Annotated in this window: 18 protein-coding genes; 10 read left to right on the top strand and 8 right to left on the bottom strand. The window is 68.5% G+C overall.

What is annotated here, in order from left to right; translation table 11 throughout:
* Positions 1–4: 4 nt before the first annotated feature.
* The 4 genes from MME74_RS15050 to MME74_RS15035 form a co-directional block, all read right to left on the bottom strand.
* Complete coding sequence (locus tag MME74_RS15050) at positions 5–889, bottom strand: NAD-dependent epimerase/dehydratase family protein (protein ID WP_267415869.1); 885 nt, start codon at positions 887–889, stop codon at positions 5–7.
* Complete coding sequence (locus tag MME74_RS15045) at positions 886–1,881, bottom strand: carbohydrate ABC transporter permease (RefSeq protein WP_267415868.1); 996 nt, start codon at positions 1,879–1,881, stop codon at positions 886–888. Before MME74_RS15045 ends, MME74_RS15050 begins: the two co-directional genes overlap by 4 nt.
* Positions 1,878–2,843, bottom strand: a complete 966-nt coding sequence (locus tag MME74_RS15040; protein WP_267415867.1) for a carbohydrate ABC transporter permease — start codon at positions 2,841–2,843, stop codon at positions 1,878–1,880. The genes MME74_RS15045 and MME74_RS15040 overlap by 4 nt, the downstream gene beginning before the upstream one ends.
* A gap of 73 nt (positions 2,844–2,916) precedes the next feature.
* A complete protein-coding gene (locus MME74_RS15035) occupies positions 2,917–4,296 on the bottom strand; it encodes an ABC transporter substrate-binding protein (protein WP_267415866.1) in 1,380 nt (459 codons plus the stop codon).
* A 199-nt stretch (positions 4,297–4,495) separates the two neighbouring features.
* Between MME74_RS15035 and MME74_RS15030 the strand changes: the two genes are divergently transcribed.
* From MME74_RS15030 to MME74_RS15020, 3 genes are read left to right on the top strand one after another with little or no spacing between them, the layout of a single operon-like run.
* Positions 4,496–6,214, top strand: a complete 1,719-nt coding sequence (locus MME74_RS15030) for an MDR family MFS transporter (protein ID WP_267415865.1) — start codon at positions 4,496–4,498, stop codon at positions 6,212–6,214.
* A 4-nt stretch (positions 6,215–6,218) separates the two neighbouring features.
* Positions 6,219–6,671, top strand: coding sequence for a MarR family winged helix-turn-helix transcriptional regulator (locus MME74_RS15025; protein ID WP_267415864.1), 453 nt, complete (start codon positions 6,219–6,221; stop codon positions 6,669–6,671).
* Positions 6,672–6,725: 54 nt separating this feature from the next.
* Positions 6,726–7,343, top strand: a complete 618-nt coding sequence (locus tag MME74_RS15020; protein WP_267415863.1) for a MarR family winged helix-turn-helix transcriptional regulator — start codon at positions 6,726–6,728, stop codon at positions 7,341–7,343.
* On the opposite strand, the gene MME74_RS15015 is transcribed toward MME74_RS15020, so the two are convergent.
* The gene (locus MME74_RS15015; protein ID WP_267415862.1) at positions 7,326–8,051 is read right to left on the bottom strand and encodes a MerR family transcriptional regulator; all 726 of its coding nucleotides are present in this window, start codon (positions 8,049–8,051) and stop codon (positions 7,326–7,328) included. The two genes, MME74_RS15020 and MME74_RS15015, sit on opposite strands and share 18 nt — an antisense overlap.
* Before the next feature lie 110 nt (positions 8,052–8,161).
* Here MME74_RS15015 and MME74_RS15010 point away from each other — a divergent pair, with 110 nt between their 5' ends.
* The 3 genes from MME74_RS15010 to MME74_RS15000 are packed head-to-tail and all read left to right on the top strand — an operon-like array spanning position 8,162 to position 10,629.
* A complete protein-coding gene (locus MME74_RS15010) occupies positions 8,162–9,319 on the top strand; it encodes a PrsW family intramembrane metalloprotease (protein ID WP_267415861.1) in 1,158 nt (385 codons plus the stop codon).
* Positions 9,320–9,327: 8 nt separating this feature from the next.
* Positions 9,328–10,416 carry an alkene reductase gene (locus MME74_RS15005; RefSeq protein ID WP_267415860.1) on the top strand — a complete coding sequence of 363 codons (1,089 nt, stop codon included), beginning with the start codon at positions 9,328–9,330 and terminating at the stop codon, positions 10,414–10,416.
* 36 nt (positions 10,417–10,452) lie between these two features.
* Entirely contained in the window at positions 10,453–10,629 is a 177-nt protein-coding gene (locus MME74_RS15000) for a hypothetical protein (RefSeq protein ID WP_267415859.1), read from the top strand.
* Between the two features lie 24 nt (positions 10,630–10,653).
* Here the strand turns inward: MME74_RS15000 and MME74_RS14995 are convergent, their stop codons facing one another.
* From MME74_RS14995 to MME74_RS14985, 3 genes are read right to left on the bottom strand one after another with little or no spacing between them, the layout of a single operon-like run.
* Positions 10,654–11,439, bottom strand: a complete 786-nt coding sequence (locus tag MME74_RS14995; protein WP_267415858.1) for a DNA/RNA non-specific endonuclease — start codon at positions 11,437–11,439, stop codon at positions 10,654–10,656.
* A 38-nt stretch (positions 11,440–11,477) separates the two neighbouring features.
* A complete protein-coding gene (locus tag MME74_RS14990) occupies positions 11,478–12,185 on the bottom strand; it encodes a cache domain-containing protein (RefSeq protein ID WP_267415857.1) in 708 nt (235 codons plus the stop codon).
* Between the two features lie 37 nt (positions 12,186–12,222).
* The gene (locus tag MME74_RS14985; RefSeq protein ID WP_267415856.1) at positions 12,223–13,014 is read right to left on the bottom strand and encodes a FadR/GntR family transcriptional regulator; all 792 of its coding nucleotides are present in this window, start codon (positions 13,012–13,014) and stop codon (positions 12,223–12,225) included.
* Positions 13,015–13,130: 116 nt separating this feature from the next.
* Here MME74_RS14985 and MME74_RS14980 point away from each other — a divergent pair, with 116 nt between their 5' ends.
* Genes MME74_RS14980 through MME74_RS14965 form a run of 4 tightly spaced genes read left to right on the top strand, consistent with a single transcriptional unit; the run spans position 13,131 to position 17,162 of the window.
* Positions 13,131–14,198 (top strand): ABC transporter ATP-binding protein, encoded by a 1,068-nt coding sequence (locus MME74_RS14980; RefSeq protein ID WP_267415855.1) that lies wholly within the window; start codon positions 13,131–13,133, stop codon positions 14,196–14,198.
* Between the two features lie 60 nt (positions 14,199–14,258).
* Positions 14,259–15,440 (top strand): extracellular solute-binding protein, encoded by a 1,182-nt coding sequence (locus MME74_RS14975; RefSeq protein ID WP_267415854.1) that lies wholly within the window; start codon positions 14,259–14,261, stop codon positions 15,438–15,440.
* Positions 15,407–16,342, top strand: a complete 936-nt coding sequence (locus tag MME74_RS14970) for an ABC transporter permease (protein ID WP_267415853.1) — start codon at positions 15,407–15,409, stop codon at positions 16,340–16,342. Before MME74_RS14975 ends, MME74_RS14970 begins: the two co-directional genes overlap by 34 nt.
* 7 nt (positions 16,343–16,349) lie before the next feature.
* Positions 16,350–17,162, top strand: coding sequence for an ABC transporter permease (locus tag MME74_RS14965; protein ID WP_267415852.1), 813 nt, complete (start codon positions 16,350–16,352; stop codon positions 17,160–17,162).
* The last annotated feature ends 107 nt before the right edge of the window (positions 17,163–17,269 follow it).

Raw genomic sequence — 17,269 nt, 5'->3', positions numbered from 1 at the left:
TGGGTCAGACGTCGTCCGGCAGGTCGAGCGTGGGGAGGTCGATCTCGTGCTGCGCGGCGAACCCGATCAGTTCGCGTGCCGGGGTGAGATCCATCGGGACCTCGCGCTCGACGAAACGCCGCAGACGCGGGGCGGCGGGGGCGAAGCGGTCCAGCATCTCCTCGGTGCGGTACGGCGCGAGGGTGCGGTCCGCGGCGAGGAAGAACGCGTGCGCGCCGGTGGTGGAGGCGGTCAGTCCGAGTTCGATGGCCCGCGCGGCATCCCGCACGTCGAGGTACGACCACGCCTCGGTGACGCCCGTGCGGGGATTCGCGCGGAGGCCGTCGGCGACCTCGCGCAGGCGCTCCGCCGTGTTCACGTGCGGGAACCGCAGGGTCACGATGTCGATGCCCCAGTGCCGTGCGGCCATGCGGCTCGTCGACTCGTCGTTGCGCTTGGACAGCGAGTACCAGTCCGCGATGTCGGAGGGGATGTCGGTGTCGAGCGGGAAGTACGCCGGCACGAGCCCGGGGTGGATGTTCTGCGGCAGCCCGTACGCGTTGATCGACCCGGCCACCACGGCCCGGCGCACGCCCGCCGCCCCCGCCTGTGCGAGCACGTTGAAGGTGGACACCACGTTCGTGGAGTACACGTCGTACGCCGGGGCGATGTCGCGGTGGGCGAGGGCGGCGAGGTGCACGACCAGGTCGACGCCGTCGAGGGCGTCCGCCACGTCGGCCTCGGAGGTGGTGTCGCCGACCAGTACGCGGTCGGCCTCCAGGTGGTCGCTCGGACCGGCCGAGAGCGTCGTGACGTGGGCGCCGCTGCGCCGCAGGAGTGCGGTCGTGACCGTGCCGATCCGGCCGGATGCGCCCGTGACCAGCACCCGGCTTCCGTGCAGAGCGCTCATCCCTTGATTCCTCCCGCCGTGCCGACTCCGCGGAGGAACTGCTTCTGGAAGATGAGGAAGAGCACCACGGGGATGAGAAGGGTGAGGAACACCGCCGCCATCTGCACGGCCAGCGGGGTGGGGCCCTTGGCCAGGGCGGGCAGCACCACGGAGACGGGCTGCAGCAGCGGATCGGGGAGCACGAGCATCGGCCACAGGAAGTCCTTCCAGGCGGCGATGGCCGCGAGGAGGGAGACGACGCCGACGATCGGTCGCGAGAGCGGCAGGACGATGGTCCAGAGGATGCGGAACGGGCCGGCTCCGTCGATCTTGGCCGCTTCGAGGATCTCCCGGGGGATGGAATCGAAGAACCGCTTGAGGACGACGACGTTGAACGCGCTGGCGCCGGCGGGCAGCCAGACCGCCCAGAAGGTGTTCAGCAGGCTGACCCCGAAGACGGGGAGGTCGAGCACGGTCAGGTAGAGCGGGACGAGCGAGATCACCCCGGGGAGGAACAGCGTCGCGAGGATCGCCCCGCTGAGGACGGGGGCCCACTTCGGCTTGAGCACCGACAGGATGAACGCCGCGAGGATCGAGATGACGAGCGTCGAGATCGTCGCGCCGACCGCCACGAAGACGGTGTTCCGCAGGGACTGGCCGATCTCCGCACCGTTCCAGGCGAGGATCAGGTTGCCCCACTCGTTGGGGGCGAAGAAGATGCCCATCGGGTCGGTGATGATGTCCTGCGTCGAGGTGATCGACGCCTTGGCGGACCAGATCAGCGGGCCGAGGCCGGCGAAGATCAGCCCGGCGAGGGCGAGGGACTGGATGATCCGGAGCCAGATGCGCACGGTGCGGCGCTTGCGGTCGGCGAAGGAGATGACCCCGCGTTCCTTCGCTTCGGCGGGGCCGCGGCGGCCGAACCGTCGGCGTCCTCGTCGGGCCTGCGTCTCCTCGGCGATCACGAGGGTCGCGGTGTCGCTGGCGGGCGCGGCGTCGTGGAGGTAGCTCATGACGGGCTCCATCTCTTCGTCGCCCACAGATACACGGCGGAGAGCAGGCAGAGGAATGCCGCCAGCATCACGCTCAGCGCGGTCGCTGCTCCGAAGTCGCCGTAGACGAAGGCGTAGTTGTAGATCTTCAGCAGGATGGTCTGGGTCGCGTTGTTCGGGCCGCCTCCCGTGAACAGGAACGGCTCGGTGAAGATCTGGAACGTGCCGATGAGCTGGAGGAGCATCATCACGAGGATGACTCCCCGCAGCTGCGGCACGGTGACGCTCCACATGCGACGCCAGATGCTGGCCCCGTCGATCTCTGCGGCCTCATACAGCTCGGTGCTCACCGTGCGGAGGGCGGCGATGTAGATGATGGCCGTGGAGCCGGCGCCCGCCCAGGTCGCATAGAGCACGATCGATGGCATCGCGAGGGCTTCGGAGTTCAGCCACGGCAGGGGGCCGAGCCCGATCCAGCTGAGCATGGTGTTGAACATGCCCGTCGTCGACGGATCGTAGAAGAACTTCCACAGCAGGATGGCCGCCACCGGCGGCACGATCGCCGGCAGGTAGGCGAGGGCGTTGTAGACGCCGTCGTATTTGCGCAGCTCGTTGATGAGCACCGCGAGGATGATCGGCACGGGGAACCCGAACACGAGCGCGAGGAACGCGAAGTAGACGGTGTTCAGCACGGCCTGTCCGAGGCCGGGATCGCTGAGCACGTACTCGAAGTTGGACAGACCGACCCAGCTCGGCTCCGCGACCAGGTTCGTCTTCTGGAAGCTCAGGACGAGTCCCTGCAGGATCGGGCCCCAGCTGAAGTACGTGAAGATCAGGACGACCGGTATCGCGAACAGGACCGAGGTGAGGCCGCCGCCGTGGAACCACGTGGCGGGGGTCCGCTTGCGTCGGGGGGAGGGCGGGGGCGTGGCCGGGGAGGGGGATTCCTGCGGCGGCGTCGCGGCGTGGACAGTGGTGCTCATATGAACCTCGATGCTCTCCGCGGGTATCGGACTCGGACTCCCGAGGAGCGGAGTCCGATACCCGCGTTGATGATCAGCGTCCGGCCTGGGCGATGATTCCGTCGACGGTGGTGGTCGCCTCGGCGAGCACCGCATCGATGTCCGCGTTCTCGTCGGTGAGGATCTTCTGCACCACCGGGTCGAGTGCGGCATACGTCTGCTGCGTGGCCGTCGGCGGCTCGGCGATCAGCGGGAGGGTGGACGTGATGTACCCGTCGAAGTGCTCTCGCGGCACGTCGATGTAGTCCTTGATCCATCCGAGGTAGCGCTCGTCGATGTCGTTGGCGACGGGAGGCAGACCCGGGATGCCGACGGGGTTGCCCGCCGCCTGGTCGCTCTTCGCACGGGCGACGGCGTCCGCTTCGTCGAAGTACTTCTGGAACTCGTAGAACTTGATCCACTTCGCGGCGGCGAGCAGCTCGTTCGGGGAGGCCTTGACGTTGAACAGCTTCAGCGTGCCGCCGGTGAGGGTGCCGTTGGTGCCGTTCGCCTGGGGCAGGGCGCCGACACCGAGGGCGTCCTTGTCCATGCCGTACGTCTGGATCGCGGGCTGGTAGATGTCCGGCGCCTGGAGGACGATGCCGATCTTGCCCGCGGCGAAGTCCTGCCGCACCGCGTCCTGGTCGTAGAGGAACTGCTCGCCCATCGAGTTGTCCTCCCAGCGCATGTCGTGGAGGAGCTGGAGCGCCTGCTTGGTCGCGTCGCCCATGACGGACTTCGTTCCCGCGTCGTCCTGGATGCTGCCGCCCATCGAGTACGTCATGGTCGTGAGCATCCAGCCGCCCGTGTTGTTCTTCGTCATCTGCGCGTAGCCGGTGACGCCGGGGACCTTGTCGGAGATGGTCTTCGCATCCTCGCGGACCTCGTCCCAGGTGGTGGGCGGGGCATCCGGGTCGAGCCCGGCCTTCTCGAAGAGCTCCCGGTTGTAGGCGACGCCGACCGAGAAGAGACCGGTCGGGATGGCGTAGATCTTGCCGGAGTCGTCGGAGACGTTCTTGAGGGCGAGCGGGTTGAGGTCCTTCACGAGGTCGAGTTCCTCGAGGTACGGAGTCATGTCCGGCACCTTGTTGTTCGAGATCAGCTCGTGCGCGTAGGTGAGGGAGACGCCCATGACGGTCGGCAGCGTGCCGCCGGCGAGCTTCGCCTGGAAGGTCTGCGCATCCCACGTCTCGGTCGACGGCTTCAGCGTGATGTTCGGATTCGCCTTCTCGAACAGTTCGATCTGCTCGTCGAAGGCGGCGCGCTCCTCGGGCTTGTCGGCCGTCGGGTAGTCGCCGATCGTGATGGTGACGTCGGCCTTCGGGTCGAGGTCACCGCCTGCGTCGGGGGTGGTGCCGGTGGAGCACGCGGTCATCGCGGTGAGTGCGACGATCGTGCCCAGCGCGGTCGTCGCGCGGAGTGCTTGTTTCCTCATTGAAACTCCCATCGTGGTTGCAAGGTGGTGCGGATCGTGCAGGCATCGATGCCTTGCAGAGACTATAAAACCAAGAGTGTTATTAAGTCAACGATGGTTTCGGAATGGCTCGGAGGGCAGCCCACGCCGATAGTTGCACTTTCGCAACTATCGGCGTATGGTTGACCTCGATCAACTTTCTACGCAGGAGCGTTTCCCCTTGACAGACATCTCATCCGCAGCCCCCGAGACCACGCGCTCGGCACGCGAGGTCTTCACCGCGATCTCCGGCCTCATCGTCGGCATGTTCGTCGCCGTGCTCTCCGGCACGGTCGTGTCGACCTCGATGCCGGTCATCATCGCCGACCTCGGCGGCACCCAGTCGCAGTACACCTGGGTCATCACCGCGAGCCTGCTGGCCACCGCGGTCTCCACCCCGATCTGGGGCAAGCTGGCCGACCTCGTCGACCGCAAGGTCCTGGTCCAGATCTCCCTCATCCTCTTCACGGTCGGTACCGTGATCGCCGGCTTCTCGACCGACACGAACATGCTCATCGCGGTCCGCGTCATCCAGGGCATCGGCGTCGGCGGCCTGATGTCGCTCGTCATGATCGCCGTGGCCCTCATCATCTCCCCGCGTGAGCGCGGTAAGTACATGGGCGTCGTCGGCGGCATCATGGCCCTCGGCACCATCGGCGGCCCGCTGCTCGGCGGCCTCCTCACCGATGTGTGGGGCTGGCGCTCCAACTTCTTCGTCGGCGTGCCGTTCGCGATCCTCGCCCTCGTGCTGCTGCAGTTCACCCTGCACCTGCCGAAGCCGCAGCGCGACACCAAGGTCTCGATCGACTACTTCGGCATCGTGCTCCTCGCCGTCGGCGTCTCGACCCTGCTCATCTGGGTCTCCATGGGCGGCAACCAGTTCGACTGGGACTCCTCGACGAGCATCATGCTCGCCGTCACCGCCGGTGTCGCGATCGCGGCCTTCATCACGGTCGAGTTCTTCGTCAAGGAACCGATCGTCCCGATGTCGCTGTTCCGCAACCGCACCTTCACGCTGTCGGTCATCGCCTCGATCGCGATCGGCGTCTCGATGTTCGCCACCTCGGTGTTCCTCGCGCAGTACTTCCAGCTCGCCCGTGGCGCCACGCCCACCGAGTCCGGCCTCATGACCATCCCGATGATCATCGGCCAGATGGGTGCGTCGATCATCATCGGCCAGCTCGTGAGCCGCTTCGGCAAGTGGAAGGGCTGGATGCTGACCGGCTCGGTCCTCGCGACCGTCGGTGTGAGCCTCATGGCCACGCTCCGCTACGACACCCCGTTCCCGCTCGTCGCCGTCTACATGTTCGTGCTCGGTGCAGGACTCGGCATGGTCATGCAGAACCTGACCCTCATCGTGCAGAACGACACGGCTCCGCAGCAGCTGGGCGCGGCCTCGTCGAACGTGAACTTCTTCCGCACGATCGCCGGCACCATCGGCGTGACCGTCATGGGCTCGCTGCTGTCCACCAGCGTCGCGACGTACATCACCGACGGGCTCGACGGTTTCACGCCGACGTCGCCCGCCGAGCTCGAGGCGCTGAAGCACCTGGCGTCGGGTGATGTCCCGAAGGTCGGCCAGCTGCCCGACACGATCCGCGCGATCGTCGAGAGTGCCTACGGGCACGGCATCGCTGACGCCTTCATCATCGCCATCCCGCTCGCCGTGATCGCCATCATCGCCATCGCGTTCATCAAGAACAAGCCGCTGTCGACGAAGAATGCCGCCGAGCAGCTGCGCGAACAGGCCGAGGAATCGATGATCGAGGTCTCCGAGGCCGAGGTCGGCGTCCCGCTCTCCACCGGATCCATCCGGCTCGAGGGCACGGGTTCCGCCCCCGCCACCGGATCCGTGCGCGTGCTCGAGCGTGAGCGCGAGGACCGGGACGGGGAGCGCTGACATCATGGCCCCTGCCGCGGTCGTGCCGACGGATGTCGACAGCGCGCTCGGCGACCTCCAGGCGCACCTGAACCTCATCTTCGCGAGGACCAGGTCGCTGTGGAAGGAGTCGGCGGCCCGGGTCCACCCCGAGTTGCAGGTCGCCGGGTACAAGCTGCTGACCTTCATCGATCGGGCGGGCACGGCGAATGCGCACGAGCTCGCCGAGCGGTTCGAGATGGACAAGTCCGTCATCAGCCGCCAGGTGCGGATGCTGGAGGAGCTGGAGCTCCTCGAATCCCACCCCGACGAGCGAGACGGACGGCTCCGGGTGCTCACGGTCACGAGCGCGGCGTGCACGGCTCTCGCGGAGGTCCGCCGCGAGTACGGCACCCGCCTCCAGGCCGTGATCGACGAGCTGACTCCGGACGAGATCCGGGCGGCATCCAAGGCCTTCCGTCTGCTCGCAGAGGTCTGACCCGAAGCCCCGCTGTCACGAACGACAGCGGGGCTTCGCCGTACACTGACGAGCATGAGCGCCCCTTCCGACGCCCCCGCTGAGCCCTCTGCTGAGCCCCCTGCTGAGACCCCTGCTGAGACCCCTGCTGAGACCCCTGCTGAGACCCCTGCTGAGAGCCCTGCTGTGAGCCCCGCCGAGACCCCTGCGTCCGCCGCCGAATCGGCCCTGCTGGGGGATGCGGAGCTCGATCAGGCCGTCACGCGAGTCGAGCAGGAGCTGGGGCGGCTCTTCGCCCGGATCCGCGTCAGCTGGCGCGAGGCGGCCGCGACCGTGCACGCCGACCTGCAGCCGCTCGGCTACCAGGTGCTGACCTCGATCGCGACCGGGAAGGCGACGTCCGCCGGCGCCATCATCGAGCGGCTGCAGACCGACAAGTCGGCCGTGAGCCGACAGGTGCGCCAGCTCGAGCAGCTGGGACTCGTCGAGAGCGTGCCCGACCCGGATGACCGTCGCGCACGCGTCCTCGTCGCCACCGATCTCGCCCAGGAGCGCATCGCCCTCGCACGCTCCCGATACGAGGGGCGCATCGGGGAGCGACTGCGCCGATGGACGGCGGCCGACCTCGACCACTTCGCCGACCTGCTCGCCGGGCTCGGCGGCAACGCCGGCGAGTCAGGCGACGCCGGCTGAGCGCCAGATTCGGGCGATGACGTCGAGCTGGGCCGGGTTGTAGAGATCGAGCATCGCCTCGATCACCGTGCGGGCCAGCGCGGACTGCTCGCGCACGCTCGCCGGCACAGCGCCTTCCGGCAGCGGATGCTCCGCGAGGAGTGTCGCCGTCTGCGGGGCGAGGAGGTCGGCGATGCGCTGGCGGGTCGCCTCGTCGGCGTCGGCGTCGAGGGCGTCGAACTCCTCGGCCGCCGGAGTGCGAGCGGAGCCGCGCAGAAGCGCACTCCAGTGTGGAAGCCCCTCTTCACCGGCCATCTGCGTGATCACTGCGTACAGCGACCGGTCCGCGGGGGAGAGGGCGGCGTCGCGGGCGGCGACGGCCGCTTCGAAGGGCAGATCGGTCTCGACCGGGGTGCGCCGCAGCTTGGCGACCTCCTGCTGCGCGCGTTGCAGCTGGGCGATCCGCGCGACGAGGTCCGCCTCCACGGCATCCAGGGTGCTCTCCAGATCCTCGGACTCGTGCATCACCTTCCCGATGCTCGCGAGCGGCAGGCCGAGCCCGGTCAGCCGTCTGATCTCGAGCAGGCGCACGAGATGCTCCGTGCGGTAGGCCTTGTAGCCGTTCGACATCCGTTCCGGCTCATCGAGCAGACCGATCTCGTGATAGTGGCGGACCGTCCGCAGGGTGGTCCCGGCGAGCCGGGCGACCTCGCGCGTGCTCCACGCCATGCGGTACCTCCTTTGCTCGTCTTGAGTATGCCGCAACGGCACAGTGTCTGCTGAGGTCGCGACTCCGCGCCGGGCGGAGTCGAACGGACGAGGAAAGGCACGACATGGCCATGGAGAAGAATCGAGACGGGCGAGGTCGGCCGCGACTGGTCTGGCCGCTGGCGGCAGCCGTCACCTGGGTGGCATCGCTGGTCTGGGTTGCCGGTCAGATCGGGGTTGCCGGAGTAGGAGCGGGGCTGACGCTGTCGGTCTTCGTCACCGCCCCGATCGTCGCCGTCTTCCTCTGGCTGGACCGCTGGGAGCGCGAACGCCCCAGTCTGCTGTTCTCGGCGCTCGTGTGGGGTGCGTCGGTGGCGGCGTTCTGCTCGATCTGGTCACAGCAGTGGCTCCATGCCCTGGTCGACCTGACCTTGGGCACGGATGCGGGGGCATGGATCCGCCCGCTCCTGATCACGCCGATCACGGAGGAGGTGCTGAAGGGACTTTTCCTGGTGTGGCTCCTCGTGCGTCGACGGCGCGAGATCACCTCGGTCTTGGACGGCATCGTCTATGCGGGGCTCGCCGGGGCCGGTTTCGCCTTCACGGAGAACAGCCTGTACTTCGGCCGCGCCCTGACTGACTTCGCGTCCGCGGGCACGTCCGACGTCAACGCGGTCGCTGTGCTGGGCGTGACGTTCTTCCTGCGGGTCGTCATGGTTCCGTTCTTCCACTCCCTCATGGTGGTGCTCACCGGTATCGGTGTCGGCCTCGCGGCGACCGGGAGGGGATCCCGCGTGCGTGCGCTGCCCGTCGTCCTGGGGATGCTGGCCGCCGTCGTCCTGCACGGCGTCTGGGACTGGGCTGGTCTCGCCAGCACGGACCCGTACCTGATCTACAAGATCTACGGCGCCGTCATGGTGCCCGTCTTCCTCGCCGTGCTCGTGCTCGCTCTCATCCTCCGTCGTCGCGAGGGAAGGATGGTGCTCGCCGGGCTGCCGATCCTCGCGCGCGACGGCGTCATCGCAGCCGGTGAGCTGCGCCCCCTCGGAAACCTTCGCGAGCGTCGGCGCTGGCGTGCGAAGGTGCGGCGGGATGCAGGGCGAACGGCCGCCCGAGCCACCGCCCGTTACCAGGCGGCGGCAAGTGCGCTCGCGATCCGTGTGGCTGGGGAGCCGTACGGCGACGACGCTCGGCTCGTCTCGCAGCGGGAGGCGGTCGCTGTCGCACGCTCCGCGATGCGTGACGCTGCGCGACGCGGCGGGGAATACAAGACCCGGACGGAGCCTTGACTCCCACTGTGACTCTCTTCGAACCGGCCGTCTTCGGCGCCCTGCAGCTGTCCAACCGCGTCGTCATGGCGCCCCTCACCCGCACGCGCGCGGATGACGACGGGGTGCCCACCGACGTCATGGTGGAGTACTACCGCCAGCGGGCGGGGCAGGGCCTCATCACCTCCGAAGGTGTCTGGCCGGCGTTCGAGGGCAAGTCGTATCCCGGGCAGCCCGGCATCGTGACGGCGGCGCAGATCGAAGGCTGGCGCCGCATCGCCGACACGGTGCACGCGGCCGGCGGCACGATCGTGATGCAGCTCATGCACGGCGGCCGCGTGGGGCACCCGGACATCTCCGGGCAGCCTCGCGTCGTCGCGCCGAGTGCGCTCGCCGCACCCGGCCAGACGCGCACGCCCCAGGGGAAGGCCGATCTGCCCGTCGCCCACGCCCTCACCCTCGACGAGATTCCCGAGGTCGTGGAGCAGTTCGCCCAGGCCGCACGCAACGCGATCGCCGCGGGCTTCGACGGGGTCGAGGTGCACGGGGCCAACGGCTACCTCGTCCACGAGTTCCTGTCCCCGGTGTCGAACATCCGCGAGGACCGGTACGGAGGGTCGCCCGAGAACCGGGCGCGCTTCGCGATCGAGGTCACCACGGCCGTGGCTGCCGCGGTCGGCGCGGACCGCACCGGAATCCGCCTCTCGCCGCAGCACGGCATCCAGGGAGTGCTGGAGGAGGACGACGCGGATGTCCGCGCGACGTACACCGCGGTCGCCGAGGGCCTCGCGCCGCTCGGTCTCGCCTTCATCGACGTGCTCCACGCCGACCCGAAGAGCGAGCTCGTCCAGCACATCCGGCGTACGGCGGGCGTGCCGCTGATCGTGAACACCGGCTTCTCGGTCGCCACGACACGCGAGGCCGCCGAGGCGCTCCTCTCCGACGGGTTCGCGGATGCCGTCGCGGCCGGACGCCCCGTGATCGCGAACCCCGACCTCGTCGAGCGCTGGCGCCGGGGCGCGGAACTCAACGAGCCGCGGCCGGAGCTGTTCTACGGCTCGACCGCCGAGGGCTACATCGACTACCCCTCGCTGGAGGACGCGCGCGCGGGCGTCTGACCGGCCGCCGAGGCTCGCACGCCGTAGGCTCGGGCCATGTTCACAGGATTCGTGGGTTGGCACTTCGTCATCATCATCGTCATGTACCTGGTCGTGCTCGCCGTGGTGGGGGCGGCACTGTACGTCGTGGTGAGGCTCGCGGTCCTGCACGCCCTCAAGGCGCACACCCGATGGCTGAACCAGGACTCGCCGCCGCGCGTCTCGGACGTGTGAGCCCTTCGTCGGACGACGCACCCCTCACAGCACGATGTCATCCGCCGAGGTGAGGCTCCGCCATCCGGCTTCCCTCGCCTCCGGGCGGTCGAGTGCATCGGCCTCGATCAGCGGTCCGAGGTCGAGGCCGGTCAGTCCGGCGATGTCCGCGATCGGCACCTGGAACGTGCGGAACGCCCCGAGCGGCGGGATGGTGAGCGCCTCGCCCCGTGTGTCGACCAGGTCGGACTGATCGAGCACGAAGCCGGCGGCGGCGAGTCCTGACGGACCCCGCCACGCGGCGACTTTCCAGAACCGGAGCGGAATCCGGATGCCGCGATAGGGCGGATCGTCGTCGCCGAGGACCGGGGCGGTGAAGACCGAGAGGCGCTGATCGGTGGCCTCGGCATAGGCGATCACGTGGTCCTCCAGGCCGAGCCAGAGCTCCTTCGACTGATTGAAGCCGGCGGCCTGCGGCGCGGCGTTGGGGTAGAAGAAGGTCGCCTCCGTGGCGGTGCGAGCCTCCTCGGCGTCGCCCCAACCGGGGTCGCGCCGGCGCACGAGATGACCGCGATCGAGGTCGTTCCGCGCATACACGTCCGGACCGGTCTGCTCGTCCGGCGGGAGGCGATCATCGAGCCGCCACTCGCCCGTGCGGGGCAGATCACGCAGCAGTGCTCCGTCGATGTTCACGCCCGTGACGGCCGCGAGCCGCCGCTCCGGATCCAGCAGCACGGAGAAGCGCGAGTAGGGCAGCGTGCGGACCGGCTGGGTCGGGCGCGGGAGGGGAAGTCGCGTCCCGAGGAAGTCGGGGTCGTAGCCGTCGGTCATGCTCCCATCGTGGACCCGGTCTCCGACGTGCGCACCCCTCAGGCCGGATCGACGATCACGTCGAGCGCCACGCCCCGACAGGCCGCCCGTGGCAGCTCGGCGAGGCCGCTGCCGCGCACGGAATCGCCGGTGGCCCAGCGCGGGTCGGTCGACACGACGACGCGGCCGACGCCGTTCGTCAGGGTCACCTCGCACCCGAGGGAGGCGAAGCGCCGCGTCAGGTCCTGTTCGACCGCGGAGACCAGCAGGTCGAGCCCGGCGACGCCGATGCGCGCCCCGTCCACCTCGGCGGGGACCGCGATCGTGATCGTGTACTCGTCGCTGCAGAGGTAGTCCACGTAGGGTCCCGCGACGTGGGGCTCACCCGTGGCCATCGGCACCCGGTACCACTCGAGGGCGCTGTAGTCGATGTTCTCCTTGTTTACCGACTGCGAGGCCAGGACGAGCTGCCTCCGGTCCTCGCCCTGCCACCACGCGAGGTGGCTGTGCGCGTCCGAGAGCAGGTCGATCGCCGCGATGAACCCCGCGCCGTAGACGGGCACGCCGCGCAGGTCGAGCGTGCGCAGAGCATGCGGCTCCACGAGCGCGTCGACCTTCGAGCGTGTGAGCGGGCCGCTCGTCCTGGCCTCGGCGACCTGGGCGGCGAAGGGCTCCACCCAGTCGAGCAGCGTGCGCACGGGGGCGGAGAAGTAGTCCTCCACGATCGCGGCTGCTGCCTGGATGGCGGTGTCGCTTGCTGTGTTCATCGCGTCCTCCTGTGCACGTCGATGCGGGTCCTCTGATCTATCCGGTCGTCGCCTGGAGCCGGATGAGCGCGTCGATGGTCTCGGCGGCCATGAGCTCGGTGCGTGCGCCCGCGGCGTCGGGATCGCCGGCCTCCACGGCGTCGATGACGGCGGCGAGGTGTTCGGCCTGCCGTCGCAGGTTCTCGGTCTCGTGCGCGACGAGGCGCAGGAGAGGCGAGAGCTCGGCCTGCAGCTTCATCTGCTCGCGCGTCAGGCGTGCCGACTGGCTGAGCGCGACGATCTCGATCTGCACGTCGTCCAGCAGGCGCCGCTGCTGCTCCACGTCGAGTTCGTCGATCCGCTCCATCCGGCGACGGACCCGCTGCGTCTCGCTGGGGTCCGCGCGCCTCGCCGCGAGTCGGACGCAGGCACCCGTGATGGCCGCGTAGTGGGCGCCGAGGTCGCGCAGCGCGAGGCGCGAGGTGCGGCGCACGGCCTCCCGGGCGAACGTCAGCGGATCGGCGTGCGCCGCGACGAAGCTGCCGCCGTTGCGCCCACGGCGTGTGACGACGAGGCCGCGACCGCGCAGGGCGAGCAGTGCCTCGCGCACGGTCACCGGCGCGACGCCGAGGCTCTTGCTGAGGTCGGCTTCCGAGGGGAGGCGCTCGCCGGCGCGGAGGTGTCCGCGGGTGATCGCATCGACCAGGCGGCGTTCGACGAGCTCCGCACGGCCCTCGTCGCCGATGGGCTGGAACAGCGCCCCCTGGAGGCGGTGCGGCTGCTCGTGCTCGGGATCGGGGGAGGGCTCGGCGGAAGGGTGCGTGGCGTGCGTCGGCGAGCTCGATCCCATTCTGCGATTCTCCCTTCCGCGATCACGATACCCAAGAAATCGCTGTTGACATATTACCTCTGGGTTTATATGTTTTGGGAATCTTCCGAGTTCGACGATGTTCCGAGGAGCGCGAGATGATCGCCACGGCACCCGCAGCACCCGCAGTCCCCGAGACCGCCCGTTCCGAGGGGACCGTGACCCTCAGCGGGGTGACGAAGTCGTTCGGCGAGTTCACCGCGGTCCGCGAGCTCGACCTGGAGGTCGCGTCGGGGGAGTTCCTCTCGATGCTCGGCCCGTCCGGCTCCGGCAAGACGACGGTGCTCCGGATGATCGCCGGGTTCGAGGACGCGACGAGCGGCAGCATCCGCCTGTCCGGGACGGACGTGACCCGCACCCCGCCGCATGCGCGGCCGGTGAACACCGTATTCCAGGACTACGCGCTGTTCCCGCACCTGACCATCGCGGACAACGTCGGTTACGGACTCCGGGTGCGCGGCGAGGGCAAGAGCGCTCGGGCGGAGCGGGTGCGCGCTTCGCTGGAGCAGGTGCGGCTCGACCACGTCGCCGACCGCCTGCCGCACCAGCTGTCCGGCGGGCAGCGGCAGCGCATCGCCCTCGCCCGCGCGCTGATCCTGCGCCCCCAGGTGCTGCTGCTCGACGAGCCGCTCGGCGCCCTCGACAAGCAGCTCCGCGAGCAGATGCAGATCGAGCTCAAGCAGATCCAGCGCGAGGTCGGCATCACCTTCATCTTCGTCACCCACGACCAGGAGGAGGCGCTCACGCTCAGCGACCGCGTGGCCGTGTTCAACGGCGGTCGGATCGAGCAGATCGGCACCGCCCGTGACGTGTACGAGCGCCCGCAGACGGAGTTCGTCGCGCGCTTCCTCGGCCTGTCGAACCTCATCGGCGGAGACCTGGCCGAGAACCTCACCGGGGACCGCCGCACCATGAGCGTGCGCCCGGAGCGCATGCGGCTGACCGATCGGGATGCCGCGCTCGCCGCTGGCGAGGTCTCGCTCGACGGCACGATCAGCGAGGTCGTCTACACGGGTCCGGCGACGCGCTACCTGGTCGCGACCGACGCGGGGATCGACCTCATCGCCGAACGCCCCAACGCCCGCCACTCCACCGACGCCGATCTCGGGCGAGGACACCACGTCCGTGCCGTCTGGTCGCCCGACCACGCGGCCCGGCTCCCCTGAAACACCGCACCATCCGAACACCCATGCACACCTGCAGCACCGATCACGAAGGAGCGATCCATGCGTAAGAAGATTCTGGCCACCGCGGCGATGACCGCGGTCGCCGCCCTGGCCCTGTCCGGCTGTTCCACCGGCGGAGAGACGGCGGAGGGATCCGGCGAACTGCAGATCGATGTTCCCGACATCGCGATGCAGGAGTCCCTCGGCGACTACGAGGGCGAGGTCAACATCGTCGCCTGGAGCGGTTTCGTCGAACCCGCCTGGAGCGATGCCTTCACCACCGAGACCGGCTGCGTCGTGAACCGTCGCGTCGCCGGCACCAGCGATGAGATGGTCCAGCTCATGCGCACCGGCGACTACGACCTGGTCTCGGCCTCGGGCGACGCGAGCCTGCGTCTGATCGCCGGTGGAGACGTGCAGCCGCTCAACCTCGAGCTCATCCCGAACTTCGGCGACGACATCGTCGAGGGGATGAAGGGGCAGATCTACGACACCATCAACGGCAAGTCCTATGGCATCCCCATCGGACGCGGCGCGAACATCCTCCAGTACAACAGCGAGGTCGTCACCGAGGAGCCCACGAGCTGGGACGTCGCGTGGGAGAAGGACAGCCCCTACGCCGGCAAGGTCATCGCCTACGACGCCCCGATCTACATCGCCGACGCCGCCGTGTACCTGATGGCGCACGAGCCCGACCTCGGTATCACCAACCCGTACGCGCTCGACGAGAAGCAGCTGAAGGCCGCGGTCGACCTGCTCAAGCAGCAGAACGACCTCGTCTCCGAGTACTGGTCCGACCCGGCGGCGCAGATCACCTCGTTCGCGGGCGGCACCACCGTGCTCGGCACGTCGTGGGAGGTGCTGCGCAAGCTCACCGAGGACGACAAGTTCAAGAGCGTGCTGCCGAAGGAGGGCTCGACCGGCTGGTCGGACGCGTGGATGCTGGCGACCGAGTCGAAGAACCCGAACTGCGCGTACGCCTGGATGGACTACTCCTCCTCGCCCGAGGTGAACGGCGCGATCGCCATGAACTTCGGCATGGCGCCCGCGAACGCCGCGTTCTGCGACACGAGCGACGAGGCCAAGGCGCACTGCGACTACTTCAACGCCACCGACGAGGAGTACTTCAAGAAGGTGTGGTTCTGGACGACGCCGATCGAGCAGTGCATCGACGGTCGGACGGATGTCACGTGCACCAACTTCCAGCAGTGGACCGACGCCTGGGTGTCGGTCAAGGGCTGACCCGCATCGAGGGGGCGGGTCGCTCGATCCGCCCCCTCACCCCGCAGACCTCCGCCACCACGAACGGGATCGACATGAAGCGCCGCCTCCGGATCGCCGGGCTCCTGGCCCTTCCGATGACCTGGCTCATCGGGATCTACATCTTCTCGCTGGTCATGCTCCTCGTGACCGCCTTCTGGATCACCGACCCCTTCACCTCGAAGGTGAAGCCCGGATTCACGCTGCGCAACTTCGAGCAGCTCTTCGTCAATCCGGCGTATCTGTCGACGTCGCTGCGCACCCTCGGGATCGCGCTCGCCGTGACCGTCCTGGCCGTGCTCATCTCGGTCCCGCTCGGCATCTTCATGGCGAAGGTCGCCTCACCGTGGCTGCGTGCGCTGCTCGCGGTCTCCATCACGCTGCCGCTGTGGGCCGGATACCTGGTGAAGGTGCTCGCGATGCGGATCACCTTCACGGAGCAGGGCTTCGCGAACTGGGCGCTGGCGCCGTTCGGGCTCTCGGGGCCGGGCTTCACGGTGGTCACGGTGGTGCTCACGCTGACCTACCTGTGGCTGCCGTACATGGCGGTCCCTGTCTACACCGCGATCCGGCAGCTGCCGCCGAACCTCTTCGACGCCTCGGCCGACCTCGGCGCCGGATCCTGGCGCACGATCGTGTCGGTGGTGCTCCCGCTCATCAAGCCGGCGCTGATCGCCGGATCCGTCTTCACGTTCTCGCTGAGCCTGGGCGACTACCTGGTCGCGCGGTTCGTCGGCGGGGACACGCAGATGATCGGCAGCGTGATCGCGTCGAACATCAACCTGAACCCGCCCCTGGCGGCGGCCTACTCGCTGGTCCCCATCGCGTTCGTCGTCATCTACCTGGTGAGCGTGCAGCGCACCGGTGCCCTGGAAAGGATGTGAGTCGCGCATGCTGAGACTGTCCCGCACCTCCAAGATCGTCCTCGGGATCATCGTCGCGATCGTGCTCGCGTTCATGTACATCCCGCTCGCACTCGTCGTGCTCAACTCCTTCAACGCCGCCCGCATCGTGAGCTGGCCGGTCACCGGCTTCTCACTCGAATGGTGGGGCAAGGCGTTCACGAGCGAGCCGGTGCGCGCGGCTCTCCTGAACTCGGTGCTCGTCGCGTCGGGCGCGACCGTGATCGCCGTCATCCTCGGCACCCTCGTGGCCTTCGCGCTGCAGAGGTACTCGTTCTTCGGCCAGCGCGCCGTGAACCTCCTCGTGGTGCTGCCGATCGCCCTCCCCGGCATCGTCACCGGCGTCGCCCTGAACAACACCTACAACCAGATCCTGGAGCCGATCGGCATCCAGGTCGGCTTCTACGGCATGATCATCGCGCACGGCACCTTCTGCATCGTGATGGTGTTCAACAACGTGCTCGCGCGTCTCCGTCGGATGAATCCCGGCATCGAGGAGGCCTCGAAGGACCTCGGGGCGAGTCCCTGGCAGACGTTCCTGCTGGTGACGCTCCCGCAGTTCCGCAGCGCCCTGATCGCCGGGGCCATCCTCGCCTTCGCCCTCAGCTTCGACGAGGTGTACGTGACGATCTTCACCGCTCCTCCCGGCGTCGACACGCTCCCGCTGTGGATCATGAACCAGATGGCGAGGCCCAACGAGGCCAACGTCGTCAACGTCGTCGCGACGGTCGTCATCGTCGCGTCCTTCATCCCGGTGTGGATCTCGCAGCGGCTCGGAAGGGAGGTCGACGAGCGCGACTGACGCCGCGCACGAGGGCTTCGCCGGACACGGCGCTCGTGACATCTGGGGGACTGCAGGGGGCTGCAGTCACACATTCAGCTGTTTACACGGTCTTTCCACGATCAAAG

It is taken from the genome of Microbacterium oxydans, assembly GCF_026559675.1.
GTDB classification, from domain to species: Bacteria; Actinomycetota; Actinomycetes; order Actinomycetales; family Microbacteriaceae; genus Microbacterium; species Microbacterium oxydans_D.
This window is presented reverse-complemented; position numbering and strand designations above follow the sequence as displayed.